The sequence below is a fragment of the Ruania halotolerans genome (genome assembly GCF_021049285.1).
In the GTDB taxonomy this organism is placed as follows: Bacteria; Actinomycetota; Actinomycetes; order Actinomycetales; family Beutenbergiaceae; genus Ruania; species Ruania halotolerans.
In genome coordinates this window covers 1,187,223-1,204,245 of sequence record NZ_CP088017.1, presented here as the reverse complement: position 1 = coordinate 1,204,245, position 17,023 = coordinate 1,187,223, and the positions used below count along the sequence as shown (strand labels likewise).

The window sequence follows — 17,023 nt, the reverse complement described above, 5'->3', positions numbered from 1 at the left end:
TCGCCCCGATTCAGGCGCGCGAGACCATCACCGGGTGCACTTCCCCCAGACCAGGAACAGACCGGCGGTCCACGGTTTCCAGCGTGAACTCCCGTGCACCTGGGCCGCCCTCAAGCAGGGCTGCGGAGACGTCGTCCATCAGGACTGTGCCAGGGCCGGCGATATCGGTCAGCCTGGATGCCAGATTGACCACGGGCCCGAAGATGTCCCCGGACCGGGAGAGCACCCGGCCCCACACCACCGATCCTCGAACCGGCAGATCGCGAGCGTCCATCGTGGTGACCAGTTCGGTGGCCACGCGTACGCCGGTGATCAGATCGTCGGCCACGAACAGGACCGCGTCACCGATGGTCTTGACCACTCGGCCACCGGTCTGTGCGACCACATCCCGCGCTGCGGTCTCGAAGTCCTGCACGAGCGTGGCCAGGGCGGCCGGGTCCAGATCGGCCGCACGCGTGGTGTAGGCGACGATGTCGATGAAGCCGACGGCGCGTTCAAGGGGAAGCTGCCCCGGGTCCGGGGTCTCGTTTCCCAGTTGGGAGACGTCCTTGTCGATCCGGCCCAGCAGGGCCGCCAGCTGGCGGCGCCACGCGTAATCGAGTTGCTCACGCAGCAAGGGGCTGAGTTCGACGAGCCGGTCCAGTACCACCAGACGGGCACTGACGTCATCCAGTTCGTACCGCGTGGACGCGTCCTGCACGAGCGCCTCCACCTGCCACAGCACGAGTCTGTCCATCGAGTGCCCCAGTGCACGCACCAGGTCTTGGGCTGTCGTCAGGCTCATGCCGCCGTCGGTGACGACGTCCACCAGCGCACGAAGCGCCGTCACGTCAGCTTGCGTGAATTGCCGTTCGTCGGCCGGCACGTCGGCGAAGCCCAGGGCCCGCCAATAGGTGCGCACCAGGTGGTCGGGCACCTCGGCAGCAGCGGCGAACTCGGCAACAGTCAGCGCCCCGGGGCCGCCGAGCAGACGCTCTTCGTGACGCCGGAGCGTCGAGAGGTCCGGATCACTGCGCTCGCTCACACCGCCGAGGGTAGTCGGTCGAGCCCGTCACGAGCGTCAGGCCAACTTGCCCTCGAGTCGCTGCACGGCATCGATGAGGTGCGCGTCGATGACGGCGTCCAGTTCTTCGGGCGTACCGGTACGCAGGGCCTCGCGCCATTCCTCATGCTCGCGCACCTGTTCGCCCAGGTCCGGATAGGTGGTCTGCAACTCACCGAGGCAGATCCGGGTCTCCACCAGAAGAGTGCGCAGTGCCCGGATCAGGCGGGGGCTGCCGGCGGCCTCCACGAACGCCTCGTGAAACGCTTGGTCGGCGTTCGATACGCCCGTCGGATCGCCCCGTTCAGCTGCTCGCGTCATGGCCTGCAGCGGTGCGCCCAGCACGCGCCATGCACCCTCTCGATCGCTCTCCAGGATGATCCGCCCGGCACCTCGTTCGATCACCGCCCGGGAGCGGTAGACATCGATCATGTCGGCCAGGTCGAGTTCGGGCACGAAGATGCCGCGGTGTCGCACACTGTGTGCGATCCCCTCGGAGACCAGACGTTGCAGGGCTTCACGCACGGGGCCACGCGAGACCTCGAAACGCGTGGCGATGTCCGCCTCACCGAGCTGTTCGCCCGGGGTGAGTGTGCCGGTCATGATCGCACTTCGGAGTTGCTCGGCGATCAGCTCGGCCGTGGACAGCCGGTGCGCGGGCGACGGGTCGGGAAGCACGTCCTCACGCTCCGAACAGGGTGCCCAGTGCCGGGTGCGTGACTCGCTGGCCGAGTAGCCGCAGTCCCTCCCAGATCGTCACCTGGTTCGCGGTCAGCACGGGCTTGCCGATTCGGTCCTCGAGTGCGCCGAGCCAGCGCAGGGTGTGCATCGCCGTGTCAGGGATGAGAAGTGCCTGCGCATCGGGATGGTCATTCGCGGCGGCGAGATCGAGCACGGCCTCCTGCTCCAGCGTGCCCACCTCGGCCGCTGTGTCGATCCCGGCACCCCTGATCTCGAGCACCTCAATCCCTGCCGCCCCGAGGAAGTCTGCGAAGAGGCCGGCCACATCCTGCGGATAGCTCGCCGCGACGGCCACACGCTCCAGGCCCAGCGCCTGTGCCGCGTGCACGAAGGCGAAACTGGTGCTGGATGCCGGGACACCGGCAACCGAGGCGAGCTGACGCACCTGCTCGCGGGCGCCGTCGGGGCCGTACACGAAACTGCCGGACGTGCACGCCCACACCACGGCGTCCGGGCTGGCCGGAGCGAGCTGGGCCGCGCCGGCGGCGAGTCGTTCCGGGCTGCCGAGATCGAGAAGCTCGGGAACGGCGTGCAGGTCTGTGCCGTAGATGTGGGTGACCTCAAGGCGCACGTGCTCAACAGGGCGGAGCAGCTCGGCCGCGTACGGGTAATCATCTTCAGCGGCGTGGTCGGGGTAGATGAACCCGATGGTCGTCTCGGTCGTTGCTGATGCAGTCACTGGCGATGGTCCTGAACAGGTGAGGTGGCTGAAACGGATACGCCGATCTCCGTACGGGGACGTGGCGGCGGGAATGCTGCGTCGGGCGATGACGCTGCGGGCAGTGGTTCAGCCGACGCGGACGCGAGGGGGCCCTCGTCTGGCGGGGCGGGGACGTCCTCGGGCGGATCACCGAAGACCGAGTGGAGCCACCGCCCAGGGCCCATCATGGGCAGCCCCATCCGGGCCAGGCAGGCCCACATGGTGAGCTGGTTTGCGGTGAGGACCGGCTTGCCGAGCGCCCGTTCGAGGGGTTCGACCACGTCATAGGTGGGCAGGTTCGTACATGAGACGAAGACTGCCTCGGCATCCGGGGCGTCCGCCTCCATGATCCGCTCGGCCACGGTGCGGTAGTTCACCTTCCAGATACCGCCGCCGAGGCCGAGGTGGTTGGAGCGGACCACCTCCACACCGAGTTCGGCCAAGAACGCGTGCAGCCGGAGCGTGAGCGGCTCGTCATATGGCGTGATCACGCTGATCTTGCGCAAGCCAAGGGCGCGTACCGCCTCCACCAACGCACCGGAGGTGGTCAGCGCCGAGGGTGCGCCCGCCTCTTCGATCGCCTCGCACAGGCTGCGCTCGTACGCGAGACCGTTGATGAAGCTGCCTGAGTTACACAGGTAGGCGACCACCTCGGGCTCCACCCCCAGCACATCCCGCGTGGCTCGTTTGAGGTGCTCAGGATCGGAGACCAGTGCCGCCATCTCCAGGCTCACCGGAACTGGCTCGAAGGGGGTACGGGCCAGGTGCAGGCTCACCTCAAGCGGGCACCAGCGCCACAGTTCCCGTTCCAGCGCCAGGTCGAAGGGCGCGATGATTCCGATCCCACGCTGGGCGAGCGGCCCATCGAACTCGGCACCGTGCAGTTCCAATACCGCACCTCTTTCACATTCGGGCCCCGGGAGTCGGATTGTTGACAATAGTACGACCCGCTCATACGTTGTCAATGTGCCAGATCCCACCGACGTCCTCGTGCTTCATGAGGGCGCCCCGCCCGCATCCCCCGCCCTGGAGGAGTTGGCTGCCCGGGTGCCCCTGCGCTTCACCGACGAGGCTCACCTGGCCGAGGAACTCCCCGGGGCAGAGGTGCTCTACCTGCACCACTTCCTCAGCCGGGCACTCCCCCGCGCATGGCCTGCTGCTGACGCCTTGCGCTGGGTGCATGTGGCCGCCGCAGGCGTAGACCCGGTGCTCTTCGACGACCTCGTCTCCAGTGAGGTGGCCGTCACGAACTCGCGCGGGGTCTTCGATGATGCGATCGCCGAGTACGTCCTCGGCCAGATCATCGCCGAGGCCAAGGACTTCCGTTCCTGCTGGGCCGATCAGGACCGGCGCACGTGGCGGCACCGAGAGTCCGCCCGGGTGGCGGGCAGCACGGCGCTCGTGGTGGGCACCGGTGCGATCGGACGTGCCATTGCCCGGTTACTTCGGGCTGTCGGCATGCAGGTCAGCGGCGCGGGGCGGCGCGTGATCACCGACGATCCGGACTTCGGCACCGTCACCGATGATCTCAACGGTGCACTGGGGCACGCGGACTGGGTGGTCGCGGTGGCTCCGCTCACTCCCACCACGCGAGGGATGTTCGACGCCGCCGCGTTCGGCGCGATGCGCTCCGACGCGCGGCTGATCAACGTCGGGCGCGGTGAGCTGGTGCGCACCGAGGATCTGGTGCACGCCCTGACGCGAGGCGATATCGCCGGTGCTGTCCTGGATGTGACCGACCCCGAACCGCTGCCCGCCGAGCATCCGTTGTGGACGATGGCCGGCGTCACTGTGACCGCCCACCAGTCCGGGGACGTGCAAGGCTGGCGAGAGGAGCTCGATCGACTGTTCGCCGAGAACCTCACCCGGTGGCGCGATGGTCGTGATCTCCATAACGTCGTCGACACCCAGCTGGGCTACGTCCCCACCTCAAGGAGCCAACGGTGAACCCGAACGAGATGACCGCCGTCGAGATCGTGACCGCCTACGGGGCAGGCGAACTGAGCCCCGTGGAGGTGACCACCGCGGCGCTCGAGGCCATCGAGGAGCGGAACTCCGAGTTGAACGCGTATTGCCTGGTGGACGGCGAGCGCGCACTCGCGATGGCTCGCGAGTCCGAGGACCGGTGGCACTCCGGGCACGTCAAGGGACTGCTGGACGGCGTCCCGATCTCGATCAAGGACATCTTCCTCACCGACGGCTGGCCCACCCGGCGCGGTTCGGCGGCGATCACGCCCGATCAACCGTGGGAGGTGGACTCCCCGGTAGCCGCCCGGCTGCGCGAGGATGGCATGGTCTTTCTCGGGAAGACCACCACCCCGGAGCTCGCCTGGAAGGCCACCACAGACAGCCCTGCCTTCGGGATCACGCGGAACCCGGTGGACTCCCGGCTCACCGCCGGCGGGTCGTCAGGTGGTAGCGCCGCGGCCGTCGGCGCCGGGATGGGGCCGGTCTCGGTGGGCACCGACGGCGGAGGGTCGGTCCGCATTCCGGCCTCGTTCTGCGGGATCGTCGGCTTCAAGCCCACCCATGGCCGGATCCCGCTCTATCCGGCGAGTCCGTTCGGGCCGTTGGCGCACGCCGGCCCGATGACGCGCTCCGTTGACGATGCGGCGCTGCTGATGGACATCCTCTCGTTGCCCGATCACCGGGATCCGACGGCGCTGGCTCCGCCACGTTCGACCTATCGCGGGGAGGTCGTGCGTGACGTGACCGGACTCGAGGTGGCGTACTCGCCGACTCTCGGATTTGCCAATGTCGATCCCGAGGTGGCTGCCGTGGTGGAGCGTGCCGTGCGGCTCCTGGACGAGGCAGGACTGGCCGTCGCGCAGGCCGATCCCGGATTCGACGACCCGATCGAGGCGTTCGAGTTGCTCTGGGCGGCCGGGGCCGCGACCTTGCTGAACACGATGCCCGGCGCGCGAGAGGGGATCGACCCGGGACTGGGCAAGGTATGGGACGCCGGACTGGCCGCGACGGCCGTGGAGTTCCTGCAGGCACGTGCCGTGGCCGCGGACGTCGGGATCCGGATGGGTGCATTCCACCGCACGCACAATGTGCTCATCACCCCGGCCATGCCGATCACGGCGTTCGAGGCGGGCCACGATGTGCCGCCCGGGAGCGGGATGGACGGGTGGCCGCAGTGGACCCCGTTCACCTACCCCTTCAACCTCAGTCAACAGCCGGCGATCTCCATCCCGGCCGGAACGACGGCCGCGGGGCTGCCGGTCGGCCTGCAGATCGTGGGACCGCGGCACTCCGACGATCTGGTGCTCGCGGTGGCCAGGTTCGCGGAGAAGGTGCTGGCTGCCTGAGCCGCGGTCACCCCCACACGACCACCCAGCGCGAGCGCACCCAGCCAAGTGCCGAGCCCCCTCGAGCCACCACCGAGCCCCCTCGAGCCACCACCCAGCGCGAGCGCAAAGGTGTGCGGCGTTTCCCGGCTAGATGCCGCCCAAGTTTGCGCTCGGCGCAGTGGTGTGGTGCTGCAGTGGTGTGGTGCTGCAGCGGTGTGGTGCCACTAGGGAAGGTGGGAGTCGCTCGCATCGAAGTCGCGCCAGCCGACGTGGCGCAATTCAAGGATCCGTCGCCACTCGGCTTCGTCGACACCGTCCAGCTCGCTCCAGTACCCCAGAGGCATCTCGCGGAGGCGGACCTGGTCGTCCTGGTCGGCATTCACCAGCCCGCGCCCCACGAGGATCTGCAGCACGCCCTCGCGCGCCCGCAGTGCCCGGTCCCGCCGGGCTGCGCTCCGTGGGCCACGACGCGGCGGCTTGCGCTTCTTCGGGCGCCCCTCCGGCGTCGAGCTGAGGCCCAGGACGAAGACGACGACGCTGACCATGGCAGCCGAGAGCATCAGTAGCGGGAGCCACAGCCCGACCCGTGCCTCACCCTGCACCACCACGAAGGCGGCGCCGGAGGCCACAGCGGTGAGCCCGCTGCTCGCGAGCTGCAACACCCCACGCCGGCGGGACTGCCACCAATCGACGAAGAGGGACACACCGAGACCGGTGGCGAGAACGAAGAAGAAGCGCGCTCCGACAAACCAAGGCTCGGCCGAACTGCCGCCCTCGGCCGCGCTACCCACGGCTGCGAGCGCGAGGCCAACCACCGGCGAGCCGAAAGTCGGCAGGGCGAGCAGCACGACGACGATCCACCCCACGGCTCCGATCGCCGACACCCACCACGCTTCCTCCGGGAGACGCGGGAGCTTCCGGGCAAGGATGGCCGCCTCGATCTCTCCCCACCGCACCGGTCGGGGGAAATCCTCCGCCCGGGCCCACTCGGCGACGTCGGGTGCCCACTCATCCAGTTGCGCTCGCGCCATAGAGCGATCCTCTCCGCAGCGTCAACTTCCACGCCGTCAACGCCCCGCCAGTCACACCCAGCCCACCGAGGGCCCGGCGTGTCGGACTACTCGGCGCGGGCGAAGCTCAGCGTCTCCCCCTCGACCCCGCGCAGCCACAGGTCGTTGCACGCGGCGGCCATCTCCTCCAGGCCATCGGTGATCGTGGCGAAGACATTGCCCGGAACCCACCCCATGTCACCGTTGATCAGCAGGTTGTTCCGGCCGTAGAAGATCGCCAGATCGGTGGCCCCCTGTCCCGCGTGCGCGGCTGACCCCGGTTCGTACCCGTACGCGGGGTTGCCAATCTCCCAGGGCTCGAAGTCGAACAGGCACACGTCCCCGGGGATCGGGGTCACAGTCGGGTTCTCACGGTGCGGGGCGGCAGTGATCCGCGGCACGAGGGTGTACACCTCGTTGCGGGCGTACTTGGCGTGGAAGGCACCAGCGGATTGCGGGAGTGCGTCCCAGACGGCGGCGCACGTTCCGGGCGCCTCCTCCTCCAGGAGTCGGGCCCGGCAGCTGACGCCACGCGAGTCCAGCGTGATGGTGATGTAGCGGGTCATCTGTGCCTCCTGAGGGTGAGCGGATGGTGCCCCGACGGCGGAGGGTGCGTTCCGCCGTCGGGGCACTCGGGAGTGATCGAGTGCGGCGAATCTCGCCTATATCTCGTGATTTGAGCAGAATGGGCCGCACTCGCGCAGAGGGGTGGGTGGTGGGGGTTCGGCTGAGTGGTGGGGGTTCGGGTGGGGGTCAGACCTCGGCGAGGACCTCGGTCCAGATCTGCACCGCGTCGGTCACCTGCTCGGGAGTGACCACCAACGGCGGGATCATCCGCACCACGTTCATGTACGCACCGCAGGTGAGCAGGAGGAGGCCCTTCTGGCCGGCGAGCTTCTGCGCCGCGGAGGCCCGCGCCGTGTCGGGCTTGCCCTCAGGCGTGACGAACTCGGAGCCGACGAGCAGGCCGATGCCCCGCACATCGCCGACGGCGTCCGTCGCCGCCCCGCGCACAGCCTCCAGCAACTGGGTGCCGCGCTGCGCGGCATTCTCGACGAGACCTTCGTTCTCGATCACCTCGAGCGTGGCCACCGCCGCGGCGCAGGCGACGGCGTTCCCGCCGTAGGTGCCGCCCTGCGAACCGGGCCAGGCTTTGCTCATCAGCTCTTCGGAAGCCGCGATCCCGGAGATCGGGAATCCGCTGGCCAGACCCTTGGCCATGGTGATCACATCGGGGCGCACATCGAAGTGCTGGTGCCCGAAGTACTTCCCGGTGCGGCCGAACCCGGTCTGGATCTCGTCCATCACGAGCAGGATGCCGTGCTCATCGGCACGCTCACGCAGGCCGCGGAAGAACTCCGTGTTGCCGGGGATGTAGCCACCCTCGCCGAGCACCGGCTCCACGATGAAGGCGGCGGTCTCGGCCGGGGAGGTGAGCGTGGCGAAGATGAAGTCCAGCTCTTGCAGGGCGAAGGCGGTGGCCTCCTCCTCGGACCAGCCGTACCGGTACGCCGTCGGGAAGGGGGCCACGTGCACGCCGCCCATCAGCGGAGAGAAGCCCGCGGAGAATCGGGTACCCGAGGTGGTCATCGTGGCGGCGGCCACGGTACGGCCGTGGAATCCGCCGTGGAAGACGATCACGTTCGGCCGGCCGGTGGCCTGGCGGGCCAGTCGGAGCGAGGCCTCGATCGCCTCACTGCCGGAGTTGGCGTAGAAGACCGAGTCCAGCCCTTCGGGGAGCACGGTGCCGAGCTTGGCGGTGAGCTCACGCATCGGCTTGTGCATCACGGTCGTGTACTGACCGTGGATCAGCGAGGCCACCTGTGCCTGCGCGGCTGCCACCACATGCGGGTGGCAGTGCCCGGTACTGGTAACTCCGATCCCCGCCGTGAAGTCCAGGAACCGCCGACCGTCGGTGTCGAACAGGTAGGACCCCTCACCGTGATCGACCAGCACCGGGGTGGCCTGCTTCAGGTGGGGCGAGAGCTGGGTCGGGTGCGTCACAAGGATCCTCCGGGAAGTACGTGCACTGCATTGTCGGATTGTCTACAATCAATTGATAGCATCGATCTGTCCGGATTCCCAGCCCCCGAGCGAAAGACGTGGCGATGACCCCCACCGAAGCGATCGCATCCGTGCCCACCGGTCTGTTCATCGGCGGCTCCTGGCGAGACGCGGGCCGCACGATGCCCGTGGAGAATCCGGCAACCGGCGAGGTCCTCACCCACGTGGGCGACGCCAGCCCCGACGAAGCGATGGCCGCCCTGGACGCCGCAGCCGCCGCGCAGGCCGAGTGGGCCCGCACCCCTGCCCGCGCACGCAGCGAGATCCTGTACCGCGCCTTCGATCTCCTGCACGCCGAGGTCGATCGGCTCGCGCTGATCATGACCCTGGAGATGGGTAAGCCACTGGCCGAATCCAAGGGTGAGATCGCCTACGCGGCCGAGTTCTTCCGCTGGTTCGCTGAGGAGGCGGTGCGCCTCGACGGGGGGCACATGCGAGCCCCGGCGGGGGGCGCTCGGTTCCTGGTGAGCAAGCAACCGGTGGGTCCATGTGTGCTGATCACCCCGTGGAACTTCCCCATGGCGATGGGCACCCGCAAGATCGGGCCTGCTATCGCCGCCGGGTGCACCAGCGTGATCAAACCGGCCGCGCAGACGCCGCTGAGCACGCTGGCTCTGGCCGAGATCCTGCAGCGGGCCGGCCTGCCCGACGGTGTGGTGAACGTGGTGACCACCTCCGAAGCCGATGAGGCGATGAGCCCGCTCATCCTGGACGAGCGCTCGCGCAAGCTCTCCTTCACTGGCTCCACCGGCGTGGGCAAGCACCTGCTTGAGCTCGCGGCAAAGACGGTGATGCGCACCTCGATGGAACTGGGCGGCAATGCACCACTGATCGTGTTCGACGATGCCGATATGGACACTGCCGTGGCCGGCACGATGGCTGCGAAGCTGCGCAACATCGGCCAGGCATGCACGGCCGCGAACCGCATCTTCGTGCACTCCTCCGTGGCCGAGGAGTTCACGCGCCGCCTCACCGAGGAGATGGCCGCGCGCCGGATGGGCCCGGGCACCGAAGAGGGCGTGACCATCGGTCCGCTGATCGACGATCGCGCCGTGGAGAAGGTCACCACCCTGGTGCGCGAGGCCGCCGACGGCGGGGCGCGGGTGCTGCTCGGCGGGGTTCCCGAGGAGTCCGGCGTGGGCCACTTCTTCCCGGCCACAGTGCTCACCGATGTGCCCGCCGAGGCCGAGATCGGGCATGCGGAGATCTTCGGCCCGGTCGCAGCGATCAGCACGTTCGAGACCGAGGAGGAAGTGATCTCCCGCGCCAATGACACCCCGTACGGACTCGTCTCCTACGTATTCACCGAGTCGCTGCGGCGTGGCCTGCGGGTGTGCGACGCACTCGAAGCGGGCATGGTCGGGCTGAACCAGGGCGTGGTCTCCAACCCGGCGGCGCCGTTCGGCGGAGTCAAGGAGTCCGGTCTGGGCCGCGAGGGTGGCCTCACCGGAATCGAGGAGTTCCTGGACACCAAGTACATCGGCATCGCCGACTAAATCATGCCGGTGGCGGTTCAGCCGGCGCGCACGTGCGTGACGTCGCCGGCGAGCACCACCTGCTCACTGCCATCGTGGGTGCGCACCCGCAGCGACCCGTCGGGCTCGAGGTCCAATGCCTCACCCTCGAGTTCGGCGCCGCCGGGAAGCGTGATCCGTACCTGAGTGCCGAGGGTCAGACATACCGGTGCCACGAGCGTGTGCGGGTCGGCGCGCTCGGCCCAGGTGGTGAGCAGGTCCGCAACGTGCTCCCGGATCGCCTCGGCAAGGTGCTCCGCCGGCGCGGACACGCCCAGCTGCGCGACCGTGCCTGCCCACGGCACCGGAAGGGTGGTGCCGTCGAGGTTGACTCCGATTCCGATCACTACGCCCGATCCGTCGGGGAGCACTTCGGCGAGAAGACCGCCCACCTTGCGCAGGCACCCCCACTCCGGCAAGACCTGCCCGCCGCCCAGATGGACGACGTCGTTCGGCCACTTGAGACCGCACGGCACCTCATGCGTGCCCTCCGCACGCAGCACCTGCACGACGGCGGCCCCCGCCAACAAGGGCAGCCACCCCCAGTCCTGGGCTGGCATTGCGGGTCGGAGCAGGATCGAGAACGTCAGTGCACTGTGCTCGTCGGTGGACCAGGTGCGCCCGGACCTTCCCTTTCCCGCGTGCTGGCGGCGGGCCAGTAGGGCGGACAGGTGCGGCCAGTTGTCGGGGTCCGCACCTGCTCGGGCGAGCATCTCGGCGTTCGTGGAACCCACGTCGTCGACAATCTCCAGCGGCGGGCTCATTCCCATGAGGCCAGCCTGCCACCATGGGCCCTGCCCTGCACCATTCCACCGGCGAGTGACCCGCCGCAGCGGCCCACTGACGCGATCGTGCCCGGCGGGGCCGACTCCCCTCCCCGCCCTCGCCTCGGCCGCGCCACCGGATCCGCCGCGCATTGTCGAATCTCTACAAATCCCACGCCGCCACGCGAGACCCAGGCGTCACGCCCTTGGCGACCAGGCACAACTACAGTGCTCTAGGTGAGCACCTCTGACCAGACAGACACGTCCACGACCGCCGGCAAGATCGCCGATCTGGAACGTCGCACGAGTGACGGCCCGCAGCGGCTGGCCGAGATCGCCGTCGAGAAGCAGGGCGCCCGCGGTAAGAAGTCCGCCCGGGACCGCATCGACGCCCTCCTCGACGAGGGCAGTTTCACCGAGCTCGACGCCTTCGCCACCCACCGGTCCACGAACTTCGGCCTCGACGCCAGGCGCATCTCCGGTGATGGTGTGGTGACCGGGTACGGCACCATCGACGGCCGCCAGGTGTGCATCTACTCCCAGGACTTCACCGTCTTCGGCGGATCCCTCGGTGAGGTGCACGGGGAGAAGATCACCAAGGTGATGGACCTGGCGATGCGCACCGGCGTGCCGCTGATCGGCATCAGTGACGGCGGTGGCGCGAGGATCCAGGAGGGTGTGGCGGCGCTGACGCAGTTCGCCGAGATCTTCCGCCGCAACGTGGCCGCCTCCGGGGTGATCCCCCAGATCTCGCTCATCCTCGGCCCGAGTGCCGGTGGTGCGGTCTACTCCCCCGCGCTCACCGACTTCATCATCATGGCCGATCAGACCTCGAACATGTTCATCACGGGACCGGACGTGATCCGCGCCGTGACCGGTGAGGACGTCGGCTTCGAGGAACTCGGTGGCGGCCGCACGCACAATGAGCGCTCCGGGGTGGCCCACTACCTCGCCGCGGACGAGGACGACGCCTTCGACTACGCCAAGGCGCTGCTGCACTACCTGCCGATGAACAACCTCACCGACCCGGAGACCTTCGATGCTCCGGCCGAGTTCGAGGTGACCGAGGAGGACCAGGCGCTCGATGCGCTGGTGCCGGATTCGGACAATCAGCCCTATGACATGCACACCGTGATCGAGACCGTACTCGACGATGACGAGTTCCTCGAGGTGCAGGCGCTGTTCGCGAAGAATGTGGTGATCGGCTTCGGGCATGTGGAGGGGCACCCGGTGGGCATCGTGGCGAACCAGCCGCAGTCCATGGCCGGCACGCTCGATATCGCCGCTGCGGAGAAGGCGGCCCGGTTCGTACGCACCTGCGACGCATTCAACATCCCGGTGCTGACGTTCGTGGACGTGCCCGGGTTCCTGCCCGGCACCGATCAGGAGTGGAACGGCATCATCCGCCGCGGTGCCAAGCTCATCTACGCCTACGCCGAGGCCACCGTGCCCCTGATCACCGTGATCACCCGGAAGGCCTACGGCGGCGCCTACATCGTGATGGGCTCCAAGCAGCTCGGCGCAGATCTGAACATCGCCTGGCCCACCGCACAGATCGCCGTCATGGGCGCCGGCGGTGCCGTGAACATCCTGCAGCGCGGCGCGCTGAAGAAGGTGGCCGAGGACGGCGGTGATGTGGAGGCCGAACGCGCTCGCCTCATCGATGAGTACGAGGAGGCGATCGTGAACCCATGGGATGCCGCGCAGCGCGGGTACATCGATGCGGTGATCAAGCCCTCCGAGACCCGCCTGCAGATCGTCAAGGGCCTGCGGGCGCTGCGCACCAAGCGGGCGTCGTTGCCGGTCAAGAAGCACGGGAACATCCCGCTATGACCGGGACCGGAACGTCGAATGGGGGCGTGGGGGACGGATCCGCAGGGAACGGCTCCGATCACTACTCCGCCCTCGGTGAAATCCCTTCGGACCTGGTGCGAGTGGTCAAGGGCGACCCGGACGAGGCCGAGCTCGCCGCCCTTGTGGCCGGGATCGTGGCGGCTCGCGCGGCAGCCGCCCACGACGATGTCGACGACGGTGCGCACTCCGCCCTGTGGACCGACCGCGCCCATCAACTGGGCCAGGCGTCGCGTCCCGGCCGCGGTGCCTGGCGCTGGAGCGCCCTCCCCCGCTGAACCACCCCCACCACCCTCCGCGAGTGCGTGCCTGAGGCTCAGGTCACCCGTGTGGTGAAAGCCGTCAGAACATCTCGCCGAAACCCAGTGCGGCCAGGTGGCCGTGGGAGGAGGCCAGCGACTCGAACGGGTCACGGCCGTAGGTGTCATCCTGCTCGATGAGCAGGTGCGCAGCGCCCGCCTCGATCCCGGCCCGCACGATTGCGGCCCAGTCGAGAGTGCCCTCACCCACTTCGGCGAACTGCACCGGCTGAGCCAGGTGCGCCCCCAACCCGGACCGGTCCCCGGCTGCCAGGGCATCGAAGGCCTCTGCCGGGGGAAGCGAGACGCGGAAGTCCTTCAGGTGCACCAGGTCCACTACGCCGGCGAAGCGTTGCAGCGTCCGCACCGGATCATGCCCGCCGCGCTGCACCCAGTACACATCCAGCTCGAGCCAGAGAGTGGGTGCCTCGGCACGGATCGTCTCGAGCACCTCCCGGCCGCCGAGCCGTGCAAACTCGATGTGGTGGTTGTGATATGAGAGCCGGATCCCATCGTCGGCCAGCCTGCGTGCCATCGCCTCGGCCTCGCGGCAGAACGCGAGCAGCGAATCCGCGTCCCGGAGCGCGAGTGCCGGCAGCATGCCGATCCGGATCCGCTCGGACCCGAGAGTGCGTGCGTGAGCGAGCACGTCGTCGTAGGAGTCCACCAGTGACGGGTTGGCGGCCCCGGACGGCTCCATCGTTCCGGACAGTGCCGCATACTCCACGCCGTGGTCGGTGCGCGCCCGCTCGAACGCGGCCATGTTCTCGTCGCTCAACGGAACCTGCGAGATCTCGATGTTCGGCAGACCGATCTCGGCCAAGCGCTGCAGGACACGGTCCAGGCCCATCCGGTCCACCTCGCTGCGAACCGTCATGAGTTGAACACCGAGCCGTGGCTTCCCCTGTTCCGTCATAGTCGCAAGTCTGGCATCGCTGCCACCGAGCGTGGGAAGCGGTTGCCCTCTGTTGCCAGGCACGGGTGCGTGCCACGCGGGTGAATTTCCGGTGGGAGCGCACTCGCCCGGGCGGTAGCGTGCCCACATGACCGGCACTCCCGCCTCAGGCTCCCGCCCCCGCACCGCCACCGACCAGGTTGCCGACGAGTACGTCCGCACACTCGCCCACCTCAGCCCGATGTTCGCCACCGAGGTCGGGCTACCCGGCCCCGAGGACGCCCTCGACGACCACTCCCCCGACGGCCTGGCCGCGCTCACCCAGGCGGCCTATGACGCACTTCGGGCGCTGGACGCCGTCACGCCCGAGGACGAGGTGGACCGGGTGACCCGGCACGCCATGCGGGAGCGGCTGGGGCTGGAGATCGAGCTCGCCGAGGCGGACGAACACCTTGCCGACCTCAATGTGATCGCCTCGCCGGTGCAGAGCATCCGGGAGATCTTCGACCTCATGCCCACCGACAGTCCCGGCGCCTGGCGCACCATCGCCGCCCGGATGCAGGCGGTTCCCGGCGCCGTCGAAGGATACGCGGAGTCCCTGCGCCTGGGCGCCGCCCGCGGCCGGGTGGCTGCAATCCGCCAGATCGAGGCGTGTATCGAGGAAGCCGAAGGTCTCGCCGGTGCCGAGGGGTTCTGGCAGTCCTTCGCCGACGGCGCACGCATCGACGGTTCCGAGCCTCCCGCGGACGTGGTTGTTGCCCTGGCAGAGGGCGCCGCAGCTGCTCGCGCCGGGTACGCGGCCCTCGCCGAGGCCCTCCGGGAACTGGCGCCGCTCGCCCCGGAGCGCGATGCCGTCGGGCCGGAGCGCTATGCGCGCTTCTCCCGCACCTTCCTCGGCGCGGAGGTCGACCTCGATGAGACGTATGAATGGGGTCTGGCCGAACTCGAGTCGATCATCGCCGAGCAGCAGGTGCTGGCCGAGCGGATCAGCGGACCGGGGGCACGTATCGAGCAGGCGATGGCTGAGCTGGACGCCGACCCGACCCGGACATTGCATGGCACGGATGCCCTGCAGGAGTGGATGCAGACCACCGCAGACGAGGCCGTGACCGCACTGGCCGGAACCCAGTTCGACATCCCGGACCCGGTCCGCACGATCGAGTGCCGCATCGCCCCCACGGAGAGTGGCGGCATCTACTACACGCCGCCGAGCAACGACTTCTCCCGGCCTGGCCGGATGTGGTGGTCGGTGCCGCCGGGAGTGACGGAGTTCGCTACCTGGCGGGAGAAGACGACCGTCTACCACGAAGGTGTTCCTGGGCATCATTTGCAAGTCGGGCAGACGGTGTACCGGGCGGACACCCTGAACGACTGGCGGCGGCTCGCCTGCTGGGTGAGCGGTCACGGGGAGGGTTGGGCGTTGTATGCCGAGCGGCTCATGCAGGACCTCGGCTTCCTGGACGACCCGGCCGATGCGATCGGGATGCTGGACGGTCAGCGGCTGCGCGCCGCTCGCGTGGTGATCGACATCGGCGTGCACCTAGGCAAGCCGTGCCCGCCACGGTGGGGCGGCGGCACCTGGGACGCAGAGAAGGCCTGGCCGTTCCTGGACGCGAACGTGAACATGCCCGAGGGGTTCAAGCGGTTCGAGCTGAACCGCTACCTCGGCTGGCCCGGGCAAGCACCCTCGTACAAGGTGGGCCAGCGACTGTGGGAGCAGCTGCGGGAGGAGACCCGCGCCCGGGAGGGAACAGAGTTCGACCTGGCCGGCTTCCACCGGCGTGCGCTCGACGTGGGGTCCGTGGGCCTGGACACCTTGCGGATGGCGCTGCTCGGCTGAGCGCACCGGTCACGGGCCGGCGACGGCGTAGGGTCGCCTCCGTGAGTGCGCCCACCCTGATCCTCGCGTCAGCCTCCCCGGCCCGAGCGGCCTTGCTCCGCTCGGCCGGGGTGGAACCCGACATCCGCCCGGCCGACGTCGACGAGGAGGCGATCCTCGCCGAGGCGGCGACTGCCGCGAGGGTCAATGCGCTGCCCGTGCCCGAGGCAGTGGCGCTGCTGGCGCGCGCGAAGGCCGAGGCGATCACCCAGGCAAGCCACGCGCGGGTGAGCGACGCACCCACGGCGCCGGCCGTCGTCGTGGGCTGTGACTCGCTGCTCGAGCTCGATGGTGCGGGCCTCGGCAAACCGCACACGGCCGAGCTGGCCCGCCAGCGGTGGCGGCGGATGCGCGGGCGCAGCGGCATCCTGCACAGCGGTCACCATGTGATCCGACTCGATTCAGGGGCGGTGGCTTTTGCTGTTTCCAGCACGACCGTGCACTTCGCGGACCTGACCGATGCCGAGATCGACGCCTACGTGGACACCGGCGAACCCCTTGCGGTGGCCGGCGCGTTCACGATCGACGGTCTCGGCGGCGCTTTCGTGACAGGTGTCGACGGCGACCCGCACGGTGTGGTCGGGCTCAGCCTGCCGCTGCTGCGCACGATGCTCGCTAGCCTCGACCTGGCCTGGGTTGACCTCTGGCATCGACGGAACGACTGAACCCTCCGGTCTCGCAGGCGCGGTCCGCGCGACCACTGGTCCGGCAGGCCGGGAACATCGATGGCGCCGACGATGGCGAGCGGGATGAGCCGATGACCAAGAGCAGATATACCCTTTGTGCTCCTCGGACTATGCTGACCGGCAGGAACTCGCCATTCGCGACTCGGATTTGTAGGTTACCTACAAGATCGAGCAATGTCGGTTGCTGAGGCGGACAGACTTCATGCCGACCGGTGCGGTGGTTGGGTAGGACGAACGCAGCGG

Annotated in this window: 16 protein-coding genes; 7 read left to right on the top strand and 9 right to left on the bottom strand. The window is 68.8% G+C overall.

What is annotated here, in order from left to right; all coding sequences use genetic code 11:
• Positions 1-10 precede the first annotated feature (10 nt).
• From LQF10_RS05290 to LQF10_RS05275, 4 genes are read right to left on the bottom strand one after another with little or no spacing between them, the layout of a single operon-like run.
• A complete protein-coding gene (locus LQF10_RS05290) occupies positions 11-1,024 on the bottom strand; it encodes an adenylate/guanylate cyclase domain-containing protein (RefSeq protein WP_231066443.1) in 1,014 nt (337 codons plus the stop codon).
• 36 nt (positions 1,025-1,060) lie between these two features.
• A complete protein-coding gene (locus tag LQF10_RS05285; protein ID WP_231066442.1) occupies positions 1,061-1,720 on the bottom strand; it encodes a GntR family transcriptional regulator in 660 nt (219 codons plus the stop codon).
• A 4-nt stretch (positions 1,721-1,724) separates the two neighbouring features.
• Entirely contained in the window at positions 1,725-2,462 is a 738-nt protein-coding gene (locus tag LQF10_RS05280) for a maleate cis-trans isomerase family protein (RefSeq protein ID WP_231066441.1), read from the bottom strand.
• Positions 2,459-3,373 (bottom strand): maleate cis-trans isomerase family protein, encoded by a 915-nt coding sequence (locus tag LQF10_RS05275; RefSeq protein ID WP_231066440.1) that lies wholly within the window; start codon positions 3,371-3,373, stop codon positions 2,459-2,461. The genes LQF10_RS05280 and LQF10_RS05275 overlap by 4 nt, the downstream gene beginning before the upstream one ends.
• Before the next feature lie 76 nt (positions 3,374-3,449).
• On the opposite strand from LQF10_RS05275, the gene LQF10_RS05270 reads away from it, so the two are divergent.
• On the top strand, positions 3,450-4,430 hold the full coding sequence (locus LQF10_RS05270) for a D-2-hydroxyacid dehydrogenase (RefSeq protein ID WP_231066439.1): 981 nt from the start codon (positions 3,450-3,452) through the stop codon (positions 4,428-4,430).
• Positions 4,427-5,797 (top strand): amidase, encoded by a 1,371-nt coding sequence (locus LQF10_RS05265; RefSeq protein WP_231066438.1) that lies wholly within the window; start codon positions 4,427-4,429, stop codon positions 5,795-5,797. Before LQF10_RS05270 ends, LQF10_RS05265 begins: the two co-directional genes overlap by 4 nt.
• Positions 5,798-6,003: 206 nt before the next feature.
• On the opposite strand, the gene LQF10_RS05260 is transcribed toward LQF10_RS05265, so the two are convergent.
• The 3 genes from LQF10_RS05260 to LQF10_RS05250 all read right to left on the bottom strand — a co-directional run bounded on the left by LQF10_RS05260 (position 6,004) and on the right by LQF10_RS05250 (position 8,832).
• On the bottom strand, positions 6,004-6,810 hold the full coding sequence (locus LQF10_RS05260) for a hypothetical protein (protein WP_231066437.1): 807 nt from the start codon (positions 6,808-6,810) through the stop codon (positions 6,004-6,006).
• 86 nt (positions 6,811-6,896) lie between these two features.
• Entirely contained in the window at positions 6,897-7,394 is a 498-nt protein-coding gene (locus LQF10_RS05255) for a DUF3830 family protein (protein WP_231066436.1), read from the bottom strand.
• 187 nt (positions 7,395-7,581) lie between these two features.
• Entirely contained in the window at positions 7,582-8,832 is a 1,251-nt protein-coding gene (locus LQF10_RS05250; protein ID WP_231066435.1) for an aspartate aminotransferase family protein, read from the bottom strand.
• A gap of 104 nt (positions 8,833-8,936) precedes the next feature.
• On the opposite strand from LQF10_RS05250, the gene LQF10_RS05245 reads away from it, so the two are divergent.
• Positions 8,937-10,388, top strand: a complete 1,452-nt coding sequence (locus LQF10_RS05245; protein WP_231066434.1) for an NAD-dependent succinate-semialdehyde dehydrogenase — start codon at positions 8,937-8,939, stop codon at positions 10,386-10,388.
• A 17-nt stretch (positions 10,389-10,405) separates the two neighbouring features.
• Here LQF10_RS05245 and LQF10_RS05240 read toward each other — a convergent pair whose 3' ends face one another.
• A complete protein-coding gene (locus LQF10_RS05240) occupies positions 10,406-11,176 on the bottom strand; it encodes a biotin--[acetyl-CoA-carboxylase] ligase (protein ID WP_231066433.1) in 771 nt (256 codons plus the stop codon).
• A gap of 231 nt (positions 11,177-11,407) precedes the next feature.
• Between LQF10_RS05240 and LQF10_RS05235 the strand changes: the two genes are divergently transcribed.
• Positions 11,408-13,003: an acyl-CoA carboxylase subunit beta gene (locus LQF10_RS05235; protein WP_231066432.1), complete on the top strand. Its 1,596-nt coding sequence runs from the start codon at positions 11,408-11,410 to the stop codon at positions 13,001-13,003.
• Positions 13,000-13,299: an acyl-CoA carboxylase subunit epsilon gene (locus LQF10_RS05230; RefSeq protein ID WP_231066431.1), complete on the top strand. Its 300-nt coding sequence runs from the start codon at positions 13,000-13,002 to the stop codon at positions 13,297-13,299. The genes LQF10_RS05235 and LQF10_RS05230 overlap by 4 nt, the downstream gene beginning before the upstream one ends.
• Positions 13,300-13,363: 64 nt before the next feature.
• Here LQF10_RS05230 and LQF10_RS05225 read toward each other — a convergent pair whose 3' ends face one another.
• Positions 13,364-14,236, bottom strand: a complete 873-nt coding sequence (locus LQF10_RS05225) for a sugar phosphate isomerase/epimerase family protein (RefSeq protein ID WP_231066430.1) — start codon at positions 14,234-14,236, stop codon at positions 13,364-13,366.
• A gap of 127 nt (positions 14,237-14,363) precedes the next feature.
• Between LQF10_RS05225 and LQF10_RS05220 the strand changes: the two genes are divergently transcribed.
• Complete coding sequence (locus LQF10_RS05220; RefSeq protein ID WP_231066429.1) at positions 14,364-16,055, top strand: DUF885 domain-containing protein; 1,692 nt, start codon at positions 14,364-14,366, stop codon at positions 16,053-16,055.
• A 41-nt stretch (positions 16,056-16,096) separates the two neighbouring features.
• A complete protein-coding gene (locus tag LQF10_RS05215) occupies positions 16,097-16,759 on the top strand; it encodes a Maf family protein (RefSeq protein WP_231066428.1) in 663 nt (220 codons plus the stop codon).
• Positions 16,760-17,023 lie beyond the last annotated feature (264 nt).